Annotated in this window: 15 protein-coding genes and 1 tRNA gene; 4 read left to right on the forward strand and 12 right to left on the reverse strand. The window is 47.7% G+C overall.

The window, feature by feature from the left end:
- Nucleotides 1-241: 241 nt before the first annotated feature.
- From ACH3Y6_RS10775 to ACH3Y6_RS10785, 3 genes are all read right to left on the reverse strand, one after another.
- On the reverse strand, nt 242-1,552 hold the full coding sequence (locus ACH3Y6_RS10775; RefSeq protein ID WP_490835620.1) for a porin family protein: 1,311 nt from the start codon (nt 1,550-1,552) through the stop codon (nt 242-244).
- The gene (locus ACH3Y6_RS10780; RefSeq protein ID WP_490835621.1) at nt 1,545-2,126 is read right to left on the reverse strand and encodes an RNA polymerase sigma factor; all 582 of its coding nucleotides are present in this window, start codon (nt 2,124-2,126) and stop codon (nt 1,545-1,547) included. The genes ACH3Y6_RS10775 and ACH3Y6_RS10780 overlap by 8 nt, the downstream gene beginning before the upstream one ends.
- 172 nt (nt 2,127-2,298) lie before the next feature.
- A complete protein-coding gene (locus ACH3Y6_RS10785; RefSeq protein WP_490835622.1) occupies nt 2,299-2,973 on the reverse strand; it encodes a hypothetical protein in 675 nt (224 codons plus the stop codon).
- Nucleotides 2,974-3,019: 46 nt separating this feature from the next.
- Between ACH3Y6_RS10785 and ACH3Y6_RS10790 the strand changes: the two genes are divergently transcribed.
- Complete coding sequence (locus ACH3Y6_RS10790) at nt 3,020-5,542, forward strand: VPS10 domain-containing protein (RefSeq protein WP_490835623.1); 2,523 nt, start codon at nt 3,020-3,022, stop codon at nt 5,540-5,542.
- A gap of 327 nt (nt 5,543-5,869) precedes the next feature.
- Nucleotides 5,870-6,493: an MCP four helix bundle domain-containing protein gene (locus ACH3Y6_RS10795; RefSeq protein WP_490835624.1), complete on the forward strand. Its 624-nt coding sequence runs from the start codon at nt 5,870-5,872 to the stop codon at nt 6,491-6,493.
- 52 nt (nt 6,494-6,545) lie between these two features.
- On the opposite strand, the gene ACH3Y6_RS10800 is transcribed toward ACH3Y6_RS10795, so the two are convergent.
- From ACH3Y6_RS10800 to ACH3Y6_RS10840, 9 genes are all read right to left on the reverse strand, one after another.
- A complete protein-coding gene (locus ACH3Y6_RS10800; RefSeq protein WP_490835625.1) occupies nt 6,546-7,628 on the reverse strand; it encodes a PepSY-associated TM helix domain-containing protein in 1,083 nt (360 codons plus the stop codon).
- A 29-nt stretch (nt 7,629-7,657) separates the two neighbouring features.
- A complete protein-coding gene (locus tag ACH3Y6_RS10805) occupies nt 7,658-9,169 on the reverse strand; it encodes a glycoside hydrolase family 32 protein (protein WP_490835626.1) in 1,512 nt (503 codons plus the stop codon).
- Between the two features lie 62 nt (nt 9,170-9,231).
- Nucleotides 9,232-9,666: a DUF1801 domain-containing protein gene (locus tag ACH3Y6_RS10810; protein WP_490835627.1), complete on the reverse strand. Its 435-nt coding sequence runs from the start codon at nt 9,664-9,666 to the stop codon at nt 9,232-9,234.
- Complete coding sequence (locus ACH3Y6_RS10815; RefSeq protein ID WP_490835628.1) at nt 9,663-10,049, reverse strand: iron chaperone; 387 nt, start codon at nt 10,047-10,049, stop codon at nt 9,663-9,665. The genes ACH3Y6_RS10810 and ACH3Y6_RS10815 overlap by 4 nt, the downstream gene beginning before the upstream one ends.
- Nucleotides 10,050-10,134: 85 nt before the next feature.
- Nucleotides 10,135-10,644, reverse strand: a complete 510-nt coding sequence (locus ACH3Y6_RS10820; protein WP_490835629.1) for a GNAT family N-acetyltransferase — start codon at nt 10,642-10,644, stop codon at nt 10,135-10,137.
- 102 nt (nt 10,645-10,746) lie between these two features.
- A complete protein-coding gene (locus ACH3Y6_RS10825; RefSeq protein ID WP_490835630.1) occupies nt 10,747-11,319 on the reverse strand; it encodes a uracil-DNA glycosylase family protein in 573 nt (190 codons plus the stop codon).
- 76 nt (nt 11,320-11,395) lie between these two features.
- Complete coding sequence (locus ACH3Y6_RS10830; protein ID WP_490835631.1) at nt 11,396-12,505, reverse strand: serine hydrolase domain-containing protein; 1,110 nt, start codon at nt 12,503-12,505, stop codon at nt 11,396-11,398.
- A gap of 704 nt (nt 12,506-13,209) precedes the next feature.
- Nucleotides 13,210-13,698 carry a hypothetical protein gene (locus ACH3Y6_RS10835; RefSeq protein ID WP_490835632.1) on the reverse strand — a complete coding sequence of 163 codons (489 nt, stop codon included), beginning with the start codon at nt 13,696-13,698 and terminating at the stop codon, nt 13,210-13,212.
- Between the two features lie 325 nt (nt 13,699-14,023).
- A tRNA-Gln gene (locus tag ACH3Y6_RS10840) sits at nt 14,024-14,094 on the reverse strand.
- 291 nt (nt 14,095-14,385) lie between these two features.
- Here ACH3Y6_RS10840 and ACH3Y6_RS10845 point away from each other — a divergent pair.
- Both ACH3Y6_RS10845 and ACH3Y6_RS10850 read left to right on the forward strand, forming a co-directional pair.
- A complete protein-coding gene (locus tag ACH3Y6_RS10845) occupies nt 14,386-15,066 on the forward strand; it encodes an SGNH/GDSL hydrolase family protein (RefSeq protein ID WP_490835633.1) in 681 nt (226 codons plus the stop codon).
- A 21-nt stretch (nt 15,067-15,087) separates the two neighbouring features.
- Nucleotides 15,088-15,867 carry a sialate O-acetylesterase gene (locus ACH3Y6_RS10850; protein WP_490835634.1) on the forward strand — a complete coding sequence of 260 codons (780 nt, stop codon included), beginning with the start codon at nt 15,088-15,090 and terminating at the stop codon, nt 15,865-15,867.
- Nucleotides 15,868-15,909: the final 42 nt, after the last annotated feature.

Raw genomic sequence — 15,909 nt, forward strand, 5'->3', positions numbered from 1 at the left:
GTGAATGGTCAATAGGGAGGCACACACCCATTGCCCATTCACAATTCACAATTGACAATTCACTCCCTACTCCCTACTCACCACTCACTTCTAAAAGTAAAAGCAACTCCGAAGAGTTGCTTTTTTATTGATGCAGCAAAATACAATGAAGCCCCGTTAATAAATCATTGCATCTGTTATCTACACCAACGATCTGAACCCGAGGGGGATAAGAAAAGTGGTTTTCATAGGTGATACGTTCTTATTTCTTAGCCGGTTGCCTGTGTTGCAGTAAGAGGTTCAGACCAAAACTGCTGAGACGGATATTACCGAATCCCACACCGCCTAAGGGTAGTTTGGCATAGGGTTCTACCTGTAGGGACCATTTCTTACTCAGCTGTTTCCCGAAACCTGCAGACAGGTGAACGATCGACAGGAAATGTTTGTCGCTTGAGTTCAGGCTGCTGTTCCTGGTTACCGGTTGTCCATTGTAATAGTAGAAGTAATCATAGTTCTCACTGGTCATGAAATAGGAAGACAGTCCGGCACTGAGGAAAATGCTTTTGTTCGCTGTATTGCCCATGGTATACCTGGCCAGTAAAGGAACTTCCCACATGCGGCAGTAACCGGTCACGTCTTCGAGTTTGTAATAGCTGATCCAGGTGCCTTTGGGGGCGGTAAAATCAGCTCCCGCCACTTTGTAATTCTTCTGTGTGTAAATGGCACCCGTATGCACAGACCAGCGGTTATTGATATGATATCCCGCCAGTATGCCGATATTGATACCGGGACTATTGCCATACCTGAACTTCACAGTGCTTTTATCAACGCCCACCAGGAAAGCATAACTGAACCCTTTTCCCGAAACGCGTTTTACGGTAACGATCGGTGCCGTTGTTTCGCTGGTCATGGGGTTGGTTGTTTCCATGCTGGAATCCGGTTTCGATATGGAGGTTACCGGGTCTTGCTGTTCATTCTTTGGAAGGGAAACGAGTGAGTCTGTATATTTTTCCTGCCTGACCATGATGTCACGCGTTGGTAATTCCTCTCTCTTTACTGGCTGGACCAGGTTCAAAGGACGGTCCTGCCCGGTAGTAAGTTGGTTATCGACCGGCTTGTCAGAGAGGGAAGCCTGGTTGGCCGGCTTACTGTGCTGTTCTTTTTTTGTGGGGACTGCCACCGCCAATGAAATGGTTTGTTCTGTGAGAGAAGTGGCCGCCGTATTTTTTTGTGTCTGGTACTTATTATTTGAAGCGGACTCTTCCGTGTCTGTAGGTTTTGCAGGGTGGATGGTGTTGTTCACGGGTGGAAGAGCTGTTGTGATTACGGCAGTATCCGCCTGTGTTGGTTCTTCCTGCCGGATGCTGCTCCAGTAAACAGCGGTGCCACCGGCTACCAGCAATGGTAACAGCCACCAGAAAATGAAACGGCGCTTTTTTTCTTCCGTAACAGGCATAATCCTGTCCAGCTCTTCGCTCAAAGCCTGCCAGTTGGCTTTGCCAGGGGGAGTATATCTTCCCGCAGCTTCCCTGCTTAAGCGGTCCAGTTCCTTATCGTCGCCAAGATTATACATACACTTTATACGCTGTTTTTTGGGTAATGATCTTTCTCAGGTTATGCCTGGCTTTCGACAGGTTCGACTTGGAGGCACCTACGCTGATATTCAGTTGCGCAGAGATTTCTTCATGCGTGAACCCTTCTATTACAAACAGGTTAAATACAGTCCGGTAAACAGGGGTTAGTTCCCGTATGGCATCAATGATCTCCTGGTACATCAGTTTGTCAATTCCTGTTTCCTGTTTATCCAGGAAGATCTCTCCCTCCTCACTGATCTCCTGGCTCACCAGTTTCAGGTGGGTGCGGCGCAGGTGGTCGATGCAGGTATTGACCACGATCCTTTTGAACCAGCCCTTCAGCAAAGCTTCCGTTTCACCGTTCCGGTTGCCATCGAACTGCTGTATGTTCCGGAATAGTTTGACAAAGGATTCGCTGGTCAGTTCCTCAGCCTCCTCGGTCCGGTTCACATAACGGTAACAGATCTTCATGGCATAGTCGTACAGCCAGTGGTACAGGTCACGCTGGCTGTTACGGTCATTGTTACAACAACCGATGATCAGGCTTGATATCTGGTGTATCTCCCGGGGCAATGGTTATAGGATACAGTTTTTGATAATAAGACTGCTTAAAGCTACAAATCCTGGTTTGTATACGGTAGTAGTGGGGAGAGGGTTGCCTGGGGGGTGGTTAAAGGGGTTAAAATGGTTAAAGGGGTTAAAAGGGGCGTAAATGGTTTTTTGGGGGAGGATTGGGTGGAGGGGGTTAGCCGCCGGTGCGGCCGTCGCGGACTTTGTTCTTTTTGCCGGAGGTCTTTTTTTCGAATTCCAGTACTACTTTGGGCTTGTTAGCCGGTTTGGCTTTGCTGGTATCTGTACTGATCTTGGTGAGTCCGGGGGCAGGGTTTTCGGCACCGGGTTCCTGTAACTGGTCAAGAAAGTACGCTTCTGTGGCGATTAGCTTGCCGGTAGGGGGGTAATAGTATTTCCAGGTGCCGTGGCGCAAGGAATTGCCTTCGTTCTTGATCACAACCCTTTCGTATTTGTTGGGATCTTTCGGGTCAGCAACATCAATGGTGTCATAGGCTTTGTCGGGGTTCACTGCCCGCCAGCTTTCTTCCCGCTCCAGGCCTCCAATGGTAAAATACCGGCAGATTCCATGCTTATTCCCCCAGCGATAATTCTCGGTGGCCACCAGGTCGTCCATCAGGTTATACCTGCGCCATAAACCTTCTTTCCGGTCATTCACATAAGCGCCTTCTTCCTCATAACCGGGGTTGCCGCGAAGGGGGTCCACATGTATCAGCCATTTGCCCTGTTTCAGGCCTTTGCTGTCTACGATATTTAATGTATCTCCTTTAGAACCAATACGAAAGCTTTTGTATTGGGCATGTGCCGATACGGAAAATAAAATGAGTAACGGTAGCAGCAGAAGACGCATAATTGCTATATTGGGTAATCGAATTTATCAATTATTTATAACTGCTATGAGAAGATTAACAATCTTGTTATTCCTGGTCATTGCCGTTCAGGCAATGGCCCAGGTAAAACCTACCCCCGCTGCAGATCGTTTACAGAAAACGGAACAGCGTAAGGCCTTGCTGCAGCGGTCGCTGCTGAATGGCACTTCGTTCAGAAATATAGGTCCCAGTGTCATGAGCGGACGTGTGGTTGACCTGGAAGTAAACCCAGATGACCCCACCGAATTCTATGTGGCCTATGCTTCGGGGGGGCTATGGTACACCACCAATAACGGACAGAGTTTTATCTCCATTTTCGATTCCGAAGATATCCTTACACTGGGTGATATTGCAGTGAACTGGAAAACCCGTACCATCTGGGTGGGCACCGGTGAAGTGAACAGCAGCCGTTCCTCCTATGCAGGTATCGGTGTGTATAAGTCCGGCAACAACGGCAAGAACTGGGAATACCTGGGTTTACCTGAAAGCCATCATATCGGTAAGATCCTGTTACATCCGACCGATGACAATACAGCCTGGGTGGCAGTGCTGGGACACCTCTATTCTTCCAATAAGGAAAGAGGCGTGTATAAGACCACCGATGGCGGTAAAAGCTGGAAACAGTCGCTGGCAGTTGATGACAATACCGGCGCCATCGATATTGACCTGAACCCCAGGAACGCAAACGAAATGTATACCGCTATGTGGTATCGTACCCGTAGTGCCTCTAATTTCGAGGAAGGAGGTAAGACCAGCGGTATTTACAAAAGCACCAATGGTGGTGACAGCTGGGTGCTGCTTTCCAAAGAAGGCAGTGGTTTCCCGAGTGGCGATGGCGTAGGGCGTATCGGTCTCGCGGTGGCACAGCAAAACCCAAACGTGGTATATGCGGTAGTAGATAACAATTTCCATCAGCCGGATACCGCACTCCGTAAAACAGATACTACGCGTTATGTGCTGCGCGATTTCAAGGATCTTACGAAAGAACAGTTCCTGGCCCTGGATGATAAAAAATTCAATGCCTTTATCGGTAATCGCAGAAATGGGATCCCGCAGAAATATACCGCAGCCTCTATCAAAGAAGCTGTAGCCAATGGACGTTTTTCTCCATCAGTGATCTGGGATTACCTGTTTGATGCCAACACCGCCCTGTTCGAAACACCCATTATCGGCTGCGAACTCTACCGCAGCGATGATGCAGGTAAGACCTGGAAAAAAACCAATACCAAACCTTTGACCATGTACAGTACCTATGGGTACTATTTTGGTAAAGTGTTTGTAAGTCCGGCCAACGATGACAAAGTGGTGCTCACCGGTTTTGATGTGCAGATGAGTATCGATGGTGGAAAAACATTCAAGTTTATTGGTGGCGATAATGTACATGCCGACCATCACGTGGCCTGGATGAACCCCAAACGCGACAGCCATATACTGATCGGGAACGATGGGGGGTGTAATATCACTTACGACAATGGAGAACACTGGTTCAAAGCCAATACACCTCCTGTTGGGCAGTTCTATAACATAGCCGTTGATATGGCTAAACCCTATAATGTATACGGAGGTTTACAGGATAACGGAACCTGGTATGGCAAAAGCACCACCCGCGAAAGTTTCGACTGGTTCGATTCGGGGCATAATCCCTATACCGGAATCGGCGGCGGAGATGGTATGCAGGTGCAGGTTGACTGGCGCGATAACAAAACCGTATACAGTGGTTCACAGTTCGGTGCGTATTCACGGCAGAACCTCGCAACGGGTGAGTATAAGTCTGTTCGCCCCTCACGCGACCTTGGCGAAGCAGCGCTGCGTTATAACTGGCAGACGCCCATATTGCTGAGCCGTCATAACCAGGATGTATTCTATTATGGCAGCAATAAGTTCCATCGCTCTTTTAACAGGGGGGACAGTTCAGTAGTGATGAGTGCCGACCTGACGACCAATCCCAAACAGGGTGATGTGCCTTTTGGTACGGCAACAACCATGAGTGAAAGCCCGCTGCGTTTTGGACTGGTATACCTGGGAACCGACGATGGTAATATCCAGGTAACCAAAGATGGTGGTTACAGCTGGGAGCTGATCAACAGGAAATTACCCAAAAGCCTGTATGTGAGCCGCGTATTTGCCAGCGCCTTCAAAGAAGGACGTGTATATGCATCCCTGAATGGCTATCGCAACGATCATTTCCTGCCCTATCTCTACGTGAGTGAAGACTATGGCGCTACCTGGAAAGCGATCGGCAAAAACCTGCCCAACGAACCCATTAACGTGGTAAAAGAAGACCTGACCAACGAGAATATCCTCTATGTGGGTACCGATGGAGGCTTGTATGTAAGTATCGACGGCGGCGCCAGTTGGATGATGTGGAACAAAGGACTTCCTTACAGCGTACCTGTTCACGACCTGGTACAACACCCGCGCGAGAATGAGCTGGTGCTGGGAACCCATGGTCGCAGCCTCTATATCGCCAAACTGGACGAGATCCAGAAACTGGCCAAAGATGCCGACTACCGGGCCAAAAAAGAAGCCGAACTGAAAAAGGCCAGATAAGCCTAAATCTGCTAAAGAGATTCAGCCGTGCCTTTGTGCCTTTGTGTGAAAATATTCTCTCACAAAGGCACAAAGACACGGTTTTTTTATCCGTTTAATTTTTACAGAATTTATCGCCAGACAACACTCCTGAACTTTTGGAAACTTTGTAAACGAAGCATCTCCCGTTCCGGGTACTCACGAATTGGCTACCCAACCAAAGGGATGTTCCTCTGGGTGTTATAATATAAAATGACTGATTAGTGAGTATTTTTATGCAGCTAAGCGAAGAGCCCCTGCGGAAGATTTTTGGAAGGAATGAAGTGCTAAACGTAAATACTGCCAAAGATGAAATGGACTTACCTTATTAAAAATAAATTGCAGGCATCAGCCGTACTGCTGACACTCTGCCTGTTGGTGCTGTTGAGCAACTATCTTGACAGGATACATAGCCAAAATGTAACGAATGCCATCTCTACTTTGTATGAAGACAGACTTCTTGCAGAAGCCTATATTTTTAAAATGACCGGTACTATCTACCAGATGAGGGAAGTGTTACAAGGCGACGCACCTGATGAATTGAAAGAAGCAGCTATCAGTGAACTGATGCAGGCGTTTGCCGATTCGTACAATACTTATCGCAAAACAAAACTTACTGCCACTGAAAAAAACACGGCTATTGAATTGAACGGTTACTTCAGCGATCTCAAACAAATATTTGCCAAGAAGCAGTATGGCCCATCCGGGTATACTGAAAAATCACTTCTTTCTTTGAACAGGCTTTCTACGGTTCAGTTAGAAGAATCGAAGTTGATCATGAAGAATGTGGAATTGCAGTATGCTACTATTAAAGCATCGTCTCAATTTGCATTTGCCATTGGCATCATCATTTTGCTGGTATTGCAGGCAATCATTTTCACCGCAAAAACAGTGGTGCCGTTAGACATCCCCAAAGACGCAAAGCTCAATTGATCACCCCAATGTTATCAGGGTTATTGTTTTTTTCTTTTGCAGCATCTGGAAATTATACCCGCCTGCTTTTTCCGGATATTTTTTTCCTCCACAACACAAAGCCGGTAATGCTGAGCAGGCTGCCTGATAAGCCAAACAGGGAATAAAGCAGTTTTACGGGCCAGCCGCCATAACGGCCGTAATGGATCTGGGCGTTTATGATATCGCGCCGGTTTTCGGGAATGATCTCAGTAACAAAAGCCGTTTTGGTGAGGGTGCCGGCGCTATCGAGAAAAACAGCATCGGCAAATTTTTTGTTATGGATAAAAGCATTGGTAGATCGACTGCCATATACTGCAGTTTTACCTTTCGGCGAAGCAGCAAAATAGATCACATGACCGGTAAAAGCCGGATGTTGTTGCAGCACTTGTCTGAGGGCGCTGTCTAATGAGTAGGGTAATGGCGCAGAGGCTTTGATCACCGGTGTATAGGGCTGTGATGCCGCATAAAACCCTTTACTGAATACATAGCGTTGCATCCACACGCCGGTAGCGCCGATCATCAGGTTGAACAATAAAGCATATATGCCGATCAGCTGGTGCAGGTTACTGCTGCGGTATACCGGTTTTTTGAAAAGTAAAACGGGAAGGATCTTTTTCCGGTAATGGAGTAAGCCGGAGCAAAGACTCACCAGAAATAATACCCCAAAGAAGCCCAGGATCCATTCACCTGCTTTTTTCAGGTGCAGGGAATTGTGAAATACGGTGAGCCAAGCCATAAAATTATGTTCCCTGTCCTTGCTGGTTCCCCGGAATGCCAGCACCTGCGCCGTTTGCGGATGTACAAATACCTGCATGGTCTGTGTACCCTTTCGGTAGGAAGAATCGTATACCGAAAAAATGAATGGTTGCGCAGTGTTCTCTGCCAGTACACAACTGCTGATCTGTGCATGAGGAAATTCTTTCTGCAGGCTGCGGTAACAGCTGTCAACAGACAATAAGGGTAAACCCGCCTGCTGTTGGATGGCCGGTTGTTGCAGGCTGTCCAGTTCTTCATGAAATACCAGTGCCGATCCGGATAGCGACATCAGCAGGATAAAAATGCCCGACAATAAACCCGTGAACGAATGTATCCTGAATAAAAGCCCTTTTTTCATGTGCTGGTTTTCTGCTGCCAAATGTAGGATTACCAGATCGATCTGAGTGAATGGCTTTTTCCACCCCGGAAACTTTTCGCGGCTTTGCTCTGCACAATACTGAATGTTGTAAAGTCTTCTTCAGGGAAAAAGATATCGGTCATCACCACACTGCCATCATCTGCAAACAATTCCACGGAGGATTTGTCTATGAATAACCGCATTTTCAGCAGCTTGCCTGTACGGATTCGCGGAGCAGTATGTACGGCTGCAAATGTTTTGGAGAAGCTGGGTTGTTTCAGCGCTGTTCTGTTGATGAAAAATTGTTTGTTGCTGGTGTTATAACCAATGCGCAGGGATTCGCCCGTTTGGTTGCGAAGGTCAATGCCCAGTTCTGCATCACTGGCGGCAGACAGGTCAAATTCCAGGAGTATCTCGTTCAGGGATAGTGGATACTCTTTTCCGGCAACCAGGTTTTTCAGTGTTCCGGGTTCTCTCAACAGCGCTGTTTCTGCAGCAGGTTGGGTCTGTAGCCTGGTACCTGCAGGTGTTTCTTCCAGGTAGAGTTCTCTTGGAAGGGTCATGGCGCTGCGCCAGGTTCGGGTAGGAACCACCTGTGCGTATTGCCAGTTACTCATCCAGCCCAGGAACAGCCTCCGATGATCGGGAGTATTGCTCCAGGTTACGCCTGCATAATTATCGGTACCATAGTCGAGCCAGCATTGGGTTTCTTTTGGGTTATCGTTGGTAAAGCTCTTGCCGTCGAAATACCCGATAAAATATTGGGTGCCGCTGCCTCCATTCGGAGCGCCGCTGCCAATGCTTACCAGTAATATCCATTTGCTTTTGCCATCTTTTGTTTTGAGTTCGAACAGGTCGGGACATTCCCATACACCTCCATGGTTTCCTGCTTCTTTGCCGAAGCGTCCGGAGAGTTCCCAGTTTTTCAGATTGGCCGATCGGTAAAACAGTATCTCATTGCCTGCCGCCAGGGTCAGTATCCACTGCTGCGAGGGCTCATGCCAGATTACTTTGGGATCGCGGAAATCTTTGATACCCGGATTGCTGATCACGGGGTTATCTGCGTATTTGATCCAGGTCCGGCCTTTGTCGGTACTGTAGGCGATGCCCTGTGTCTGAAAATCATTTCGCCCTGCTTTTTCTCCGGGCATATGGTGATAGGTGAAAATGGCCACCAGTGGCGCTTCTGCTCCTTTTTGGAAACCAGATGTATTGTTGGCATCCACTACTACACTACCCGAAAAAATATCCCCGATCGCATCCGGGTACAAGGCAATGGGTTGATGCTGCCAATGAACCAGGTCCTTGCTGATGGCGTGCCCCCAATGCATCGGACCCCAGACGGTACTGTCGGGGTTGTGCTGGTAGAACAGGTGGTATTCCCCTTGGTAGTACACCATACCATTCGGGTCGTTCATCCATTTGGCCGGAGGGGAGAAATGAAATTGCGGGCGATACCGTTCCTGGTAAGGGAGGGATTGGCCAACCAGTTGGTTACTGCAAAAGAGTATGACCGAAAGGGTAGATAACAGCGTTCGCATGGGAAGTATTTGCAACAATGTACAATAGTTCCGTTAATTTATCCGCAGCGCATACAAGGGAGTCAAAACTTGCGGGAACCTTTGCTTCTGGCAGCATCTTCATCTATTGCCAGCGCTTCGTACAAATAGGTCCTGAGTGTATCCGCATCTATTTCTGTAACAGACCGGAAGTCCTTATACGATACGAATTTCCGGTTACCCTGGGCAAGGTAACCGCTTACATCGGAGAGCAGGTGCCCCGAAGTAAATCCCAGCCGAACCCCTTCATAACTCTTTTTCTTTCCCCATAATATGGAAGCAGGCCAGATAAAACAGAACCGCCTGTGCAGTTTGTAATACGGTACATTATAGGAAAGTTTTTCTGTGATGCGGGAATCGCAGCTCAATATGATATGGCGTAACAACTCAGTGATCTTCCGTTCGTCAGCAGGCAGGTAGTCGAGAAATTCGTCTGTATCGCGGAAAGAAACTTCCTGCATTTTTTGTTTAGGTTTCATTTGGCAGCTTTTTTCATCGCCGCTTTGGCAAGGTTCTGCTTGAGCCTGCATTTGACCATCTGTGTCACCAATGTAACCGGAATAGGTTCATTCAGCGGAAACTGGACAGCGCCCTTTGAATACTTGTACCGGGATATTTTCCCGGCAAACTCCTTGATAACGGAAGGGGTAGGATAGAAGCCCACATGTTTCTCGTATCCCGCAAAATACACCAGTACCCCCTGGTATTTATATGCCGGCATGCCATAACTGATCAGTTCTTCAGCATCGGGGGCAGTTTTGCGTATGGTATCTCTGAGTTGCTTCAGCAGTTTAGCGGTACCAGCCGGAAAACCGGCAATATAGGAAGGCACATCGGTAACGGTATTGTTGCGACTTATCATAACAAGGCAATATGAGGGTAAAGAAGATCCTTTGCACTTCAATATTAGCAAATAGATCCGCCAAAATCAAACCCTCATGACCGGTTTATAGCGGGATCTCAAACAGGCAAACGGGTTTCCCGTGATAATGGTCGGGTAACCCTTCTGTGTTCTGCATATCGAACATACCCAGAAAGGTAAAGCCCGATGCTGTATAGTGTTTGATCAGGCCGGTATTCCGGTCCAGCGTATCTAAACGGATATACGCTTTATGGTGCAGCCTGGCGTAATCTTTTGCCCAGGCAACGATCTGTTTTACCAAATGCCGTCCCCTGAAATCCGGATGGGTGGCGATACGATGTATATAGATGGCAGCATCCCGGTTTCGTTCTTCCCAGATCTGCGCATCACTGAAAGTAATTGCCCAGATACAGGCAATCTGACCATCGATCAGCAGTTTCCATTGCCGTTGTTCCCTGATCTCTGTTTCCACCATTGTCCGGTCAAATTCAGGCCATACTACTACCGTCTGTTTGCTTCGCTGGTAATCGGCTGCTATCCTGTACAGGTCAAAAACGGTGTCGATTTCGGCGATGGTCAGATGCGCAATCTTCATGTGCAATGCTGTTTTGTTCGATAAATGTCAGGCATATACCGCATCACACAAAAAGCAATATGAGTCAACTTTGGGAAGTCGTATACCTGGCAGTGGCAAGGGTCAGGCAAAACAGGCAGCCACTCTTTTTCTTAGTTCCGGCAAAACTTTTTCCCCGAACCATTTATTTTTTGCCTGCCAGATATTATTCCTGGGAGAAGGATGGGGTAAAGGAAAATATGCCGGCAGATATTCCCTGAAATGGTGCACAGTTTCTGTGAGATTGCTTTTGGCCTTGTTACCCAGATAATAGTTTTGCGCATACTGACCAACCAACAGGGTTAACCGCGACTCCGATAGCAGATCGAATAAGCGTGGATGCCATAAAGGTGCACATTCGGGCCTGGGCGGCAGATCGCCATGTTTGCCGGTTCCGGGATAACAGAATCCCATAGGAATCAATGCAACTGAATCAGCATCGTAAAAAACAGTTCTGTCGATACCCAGCCAGTTGCGCAGGTTATCACCACTCTTATCGTTCCAGGGTATGCCTGTGGCATGCACCAGTTTTCCGGGAGCCTGGCCAATAATGATCAGTCTGCTCTTGCGGCTGGCAGCAACAATGGGCCTGGGACCATCCGGAAGGTACTGGCTGCAAACGGTGCAGTTACGGATTTCTCGTAAAAGGGTTTTCATAGGTGTATAAGATAAACAATAAAGTTGATAGCTGGTGCGGGGAACAACAGGTATCATTGATTCGTAACAATGGAACTCAATTAAGGATGGTCCTGAATGCTTCTGAAAAAGATTCTACCGGTGTGTCGCTATCCATATTGGTCAGGATGATCAGAGCCATTTTTCTGCCTGTATCATAAAGAACATGCGAGTTGTATCCCGGAATGTTACCGGAGTGGCCGATCCAGGGGCCTGCTTTCATGACACCGAAACCATAATAGTTGCCGATCCAGCCAAATCGTTCCTTTTTCATTTTTTCTGATAACAAACTGCCTTCTGCCACTGCTCTGGCCCAGATCTTCATATCGGCAAAATTGGAGATCATGGCGCCTGCCGTATATCCCCAGGAAGGGTTCCAGTTAGTCGCATCCTGTATGGCGTTGTAATCCTTGTTGTAGCCATGAATATAGGGCGTGCTCACAAAGTAGGGGCCTCCCCAGTAGGTATGGGTTAGCTGCAGGGGCTGCAGCAGTTTTTCTTCTATCACGGCCCGGGCAGTTTTGCCGGTCACTTTCTCCATCAGCAGGCCCAGCAGAACCGTATTGGTATTACAGTATTCGTATTGAGTGCCGGGTTCAAAATTATTGGGGCGACTGAACGCAATGGCCAGCATGGAATCCGGTGGAAAGGTCTTGATAAAATGATCGGCATTCATCCGGCGCCAAAAATGGTCATCGTCGGTATAATTGTATAGACCGCTGGTCATATTACCCAGCATCCGAACCTTGATCCGGTTGCCTTTGGGTATTTTATATTCCGGCAGGTAAAAGGAGATAGAGCTGTCCAGGTTTATTTTTCCTTCTTCCACCAGTAACAGCACCGCTGCACCCACAAATGTTTTGGTGTTGCTGGCAATGCGCCAGTAACTGTTCTCGCTCATAGGTTCACCGGTGGCCATATTGGCAACACCTCTTTTCAGGATCAGGTCTTCTTCTCCATCTGCCGATAGGATGGCGATCATGCCCGGTGTCTGTCCTTTTTTGAATACGCTGTCGGCTGCTGCTACCAGCCGGGTTCTTATGGCTTCGGTTAACTGTATATTGGCGGGAGCTGTCCAGGCAGTGTCTTTTGTACAGGATGTTGGCACCATGCTGAACAGCAGCATTGATCCAACAAACCATAACATCGGTTGTATCGTCCGTTTCATGGCAGTAGATATTTGACTAGATAAGAAGTGTTTCCTTTCAGTTGATGTCCAAAGGCATGGCTTTGAGAAGTAGCGGGGGGAGTGCTTCAGGAAAGTCTGTCAAATAGGCTCCATAAAGGTACAACAGAAAACAACGGATCGGAAGTGCTATCCTGCTGATTGATAAACAAAAAACAACGGAAAAACCTAACCCATGGATGGCAGAAAGAAAGAAGTGCTTGTCTGCCTGGTCGCAGGATTATTGCATAGCTGCCCCGTATTTGTGTAATGACCTGAGCAGCTTCCTTACGGTTACTAGGCAGGTATCCTTCGCTGATAAACGGCCAATCAACTGTGGGCATCTCCCTGATGACCCCCTCCTTTAAAGAGGCGGGTCATAGGCGGGTTATAGGCGGGTTATCTGCGGGTTATCTACGGGTTATCTGTGAATTAAGTACGGGTAATCAACGAGTTAGTAAGCATTCACGAACGGGTCAAGATAAGCGGTTGATTATCAATGTGAAGTTTGTTGGATGCCGAAACCTGGCAGGTGACGGATTGGCAATACCGGTAAGGATGGATGGCTATAGCTGGTCACAGCAACTGATGCAGCGTTTTTCCAAAACTATCAGTGGTCTACCCGGGGCAATAATCATGGGGTCACTCCATTAAAATAAAAGCAGGCATATTGCCTGCTTTTATAGTGGTTGATCATAGATAATGCATTAATGGTTGCCATGTCCTTTGCCGCGGCCTTTGTTTTTTCCATTACCCCTGTCGTCATGGGGGTTGTTGGAAGGGCCGTTCTGCTTGTATCGATTATCATGGCTGTCGCGGATAATGACCTGTTTGGGGCCACGGCCACCTTTGTAAGGGGCATATTTCATCCGGTACACATCGGCACGCAGGTAAGGCCTGGGTTCGTTGATCACTACTTTGTAGCCTGTGTAAATATCAAAGCCACGATAACGGCCCGGTAAGCTGGCGGCAAATACCCAGCGATTGCCTTCCAGGTAAATGAACCTGCGTTCGGGTACATAGTAGTACACATCAATATCAGGCAGGTAGTAATATTCAACATAATCATAACCTACCGGCCCCCAAACGGGCTGGCTGCCTATATTGATGTTCACGTTCAGTTTTACCTGGGCCTGAGCCGGGGTAACTGCAGTAAGGGTGGTCAATAATAGAACCAGTGTACATAACTTTTTCATAGTAGATCATTTATATCCAGGTAGATGAAAATACCGTGCCAGATTTTGAATGTTTCCTGGTTTAAGGGGGCAATTAATTGATTTTCATTGTTTCATGCATGTCCGGCCGGCCGCAAAGTCTCTCGGCAGAGGACTTTGCGAAGAACAGTAGTAATACCATAAAAACCGGATTCCGACAGTAAGGAAAGGCAAAGCAGCAGTGTATTTTTTTATACACTACATGAAAATCTGTCTGCTCTGCCCGAAGTAATTTTAGATAAAGAAATCATCCAGGTAAGGGGGTAGTATACATGCAAAAGGGAAAGATTTTCATCTTTCCCTTTTGTTGCCCGACATGGATTCGAACCACGACATACTGAACCAAAATCAGTTGTACTACCCTTATACTATCGGGCAATCCGCACATTCTTATCGAATGGGGTGCAAAAATAGGGTGGGGCAACAATTGTTCCAAATTTTTTCCGCTTCTCCGGGGATTCTTTTGCCTGCCGGCCAAAATCGATGGATACAGACCCTGTTTGCGTGGACCAGAAATCAGTATCTTAGGGCCGAGAGGGTGAATCGTGAGTGGTGAGTGGTGAGTTAGGGGATGCAGTACCTGCATTACTCACGATTCACGATTGCCGACTGACGATTCACGTCTCACGACTAGCCCTTACCCATTCACCATTCACAATAAAATCAATTATGACCAGCAAACTCATCCTTATTGCCGTATTTGTAACCAGCATGATCCTTATGTCATTCAACTTTGATAAGAAAAAGAAAGTCGTATTCTTTGGCGACTCCATCACCCAGGCAGGGGCTAATCCCGGAGGGTATATCAGACTCATGGATTCCCTCATCAACCGGGAATTGGGGAGTGATAAATATGAGCTCATTGGTGCCGGTATCGGTGGCGATAAAATCTATGACCTGTACCTGCGCATGGAATCGGATGTGCTCAAACACAATGCAGATATCGTGGTGATCTATGTGGGCGTGAATGATGTGTGGCACAAGACTTCCAGCGGAACAGGTACCGATTATAACAAGTTCGGCCGTTTTTACGAAGCTGTGGTGAACAAACTACAGGCCGCAGGCAGTAAAGTGGTGCTTTGTACCCCGGCCGTGATCGGCGAAAAAACCGATAACTCCAACCAGCAGGACGGCGACCTGAACCAGTACAGTAACTGGATACGTTCCTTTGCAGCCAGGAAAAACATTCCGCTGGTAGACCTGCGTGCGGGATTCATCAACTATAACCTGAAGAATAATCCACAGAACAAAGAATCCGGTATCCTCACCACCGACCGGGTACACCTGACCCATACAGGTAACCTCTTTGTGGCAGAACAGATGTGGAACGTGATCAAGACCGTTCAATAAATCAACAGCTAAATACAGGTTATGAAGCAGTTCCTTTGTTTACTGATCGGTATTCAGTTATGCACCCTGGCGATTGCACAAAAGGATCCTGCCGGAAAAAAAGTCCATATTTATCTGCTGGCGGGTCAGTCAAATATGGCCGGCCGTGGCACGGTAGAAGCTATTGATACGGCGATCAACCCGCATATCTGGATGCTGAACAAAGACGGGCAATGGGTGCCTGCCAGGGAGCCATTGGCTTTCGACAAACCCAAAGTGGTGGGTGTAGGGCCTGGTTTTGCCTTCGCGAATGCATTACAGCAGTCCGATCCTTCGGTAGATATTTACCTGGTACCTGCTGCTGTTGGGGGTAGTCGTATCGATCTCTGGCAACCCGGAGCCTATGATTCAGCTACCCAATGCTACCCTTATGATGATGCTATCCGGCGGGTTAAGAAAGCAATGCCGGCAGGAGAACTGAAAGGTATTATCTGGCATCAGGGTGAAAGTGATTGTAATCCCAGGTTGAGCAGTGGATACGAAGCCAAATTAACTACGCTGATCCAGCGCTTCCGTAGCGATCTGGGTAAGCCTCAACTGCCTTTTGTGGCCGGGGAGATTGCTCATTTCAGAACAGAAGCCAACCACGATAAACAGTTGGTGAATCAAGCCATCAAAAACGTGGTGACCGTTACCCCATTTTGTGGTTATGTAGAAACTCATGGCCTGCAGCATCGCGGCGATTCACTGCATTTTAACAGTCCTTCCGCGCGTGAGATCGGCAGGCGTTACGCAGCAGTAATGTCTGCGCTTACAAAATAAAATAACCGTGCCTTTGATGGTATTCTCTCACAAAGGCTCGGT

This window comes from Sediminibacterium sp. FW305-C-269, assembly GCF_058231045.1.

What these genes read in the sequence shown, in the direction of transcription:
- ACH3Y6_RS10775 (WP_490835620.1), bottom strand. Translation starts at nt 1,552, where the DNA reads ATGTATAATCTTGGCGACGATAAGGAACTGGACCGCTTAAGCAGGGAA.
- ACH3Y6_RS10785 (WP_490835622.1), bottom strand. Translation starts at nt 2,973, where the DNA reads ATGCGTCTTCTGCTGCTACCGTTACTCATTTTATTTTCCGTATCGGCA.
- ACH3Y6_RS10790 (WP_490835623.1), top strand. Translation starts at nt 3,020, where the DNA reads ATGAGAAGATTAACAATCTTGTTATTCCTGGTCATTGCCGTTCAGGCA.
- ACH3Y6_RS10795 (WP_490835624.1), top strand. Translation starts at nt 5,870, where the DNA reads ATGAAATGGACTTACCTTATTAAAAATAAATTGCAGGCATCAGCCGTA.
- ACH3Y6_RS10800 (WP_490835625.1), bottom strand. Translation starts at nt 7,628, where the DNA reads ATGAAAAAAGGGCTTTTATTCAGGATACATTCGTTCACGGGTTTATTG.
- ACH3Y6_RS10805 (WP_490835626.1), bottom strand. Translation starts at nt 9,169, where the DNA reads ATGCGAACGCTGTTATCTACCCTTTCGGTCATACTCTTTTGCAGTAAC.
- ACH3Y6_RS10810 (WP_490835627.1), bottom strand. Translation starts at nt 9,666, where the DNA reads ATGAAACCTAAACAAAAAATGCAGGAAGTTTCTTTCCGCGATACAGAC.
- ACH3Y6_RS10815 (WP_490835628.1), bottom strand. Translation starts at nt 10,049, where the DNA reads ATGATAAGTCGCAACAATACCGTTACCGATGTGCCTTCCTATATTGCC.
- ACH3Y6_RS10820 (WP_490835629.1), bottom strand. Translation starts at nt 10,644, where the DNA reads ATGAAGATTGCGCATCTGACCATCGCCGAAATCGACACCGTTTTTGAC.
- ACH3Y6_RS10825 (WP_490835630.1), bottom strand. Translation starts at nt 11,319, where the DNA reads ATGAAAACCCTTTTACGAGAAATCCGTAACTGCACCGTTTGCAGCCAG.
- ACH3Y6_RS10830 (WP_490835631.1), bottom strand. Translation starts at nt 12,505, where the DNA reads ATGAAACGGACGATACAACCGATGTTATGGTTTGTTGGATCAATGCTG.
- ACH3Y6_RS10835 (WP_490835632.1), bottom strand. Translation starts at nt 13,698, where the DNA reads ATGAAAAAGTTATGTACACTGGTTCTATTATTGACCACCCTTACTGCA.
- ACH3Y6_RS10845 (WP_490835633.1), top strand. Translation starts at nt 14,386, where the DNA reads ATGACCAGCAAACTCATCCTTATTGCCGTATTTGTAACCAGCATGATC.
- ACH3Y6_RS10850 (WP_490835634.1), top strand. Translation starts at nt 15,088, where the DNA reads ATGAAGCAGTTCCTTTGTTTACTGATCGGTATTCAGTTATGCACCCTG.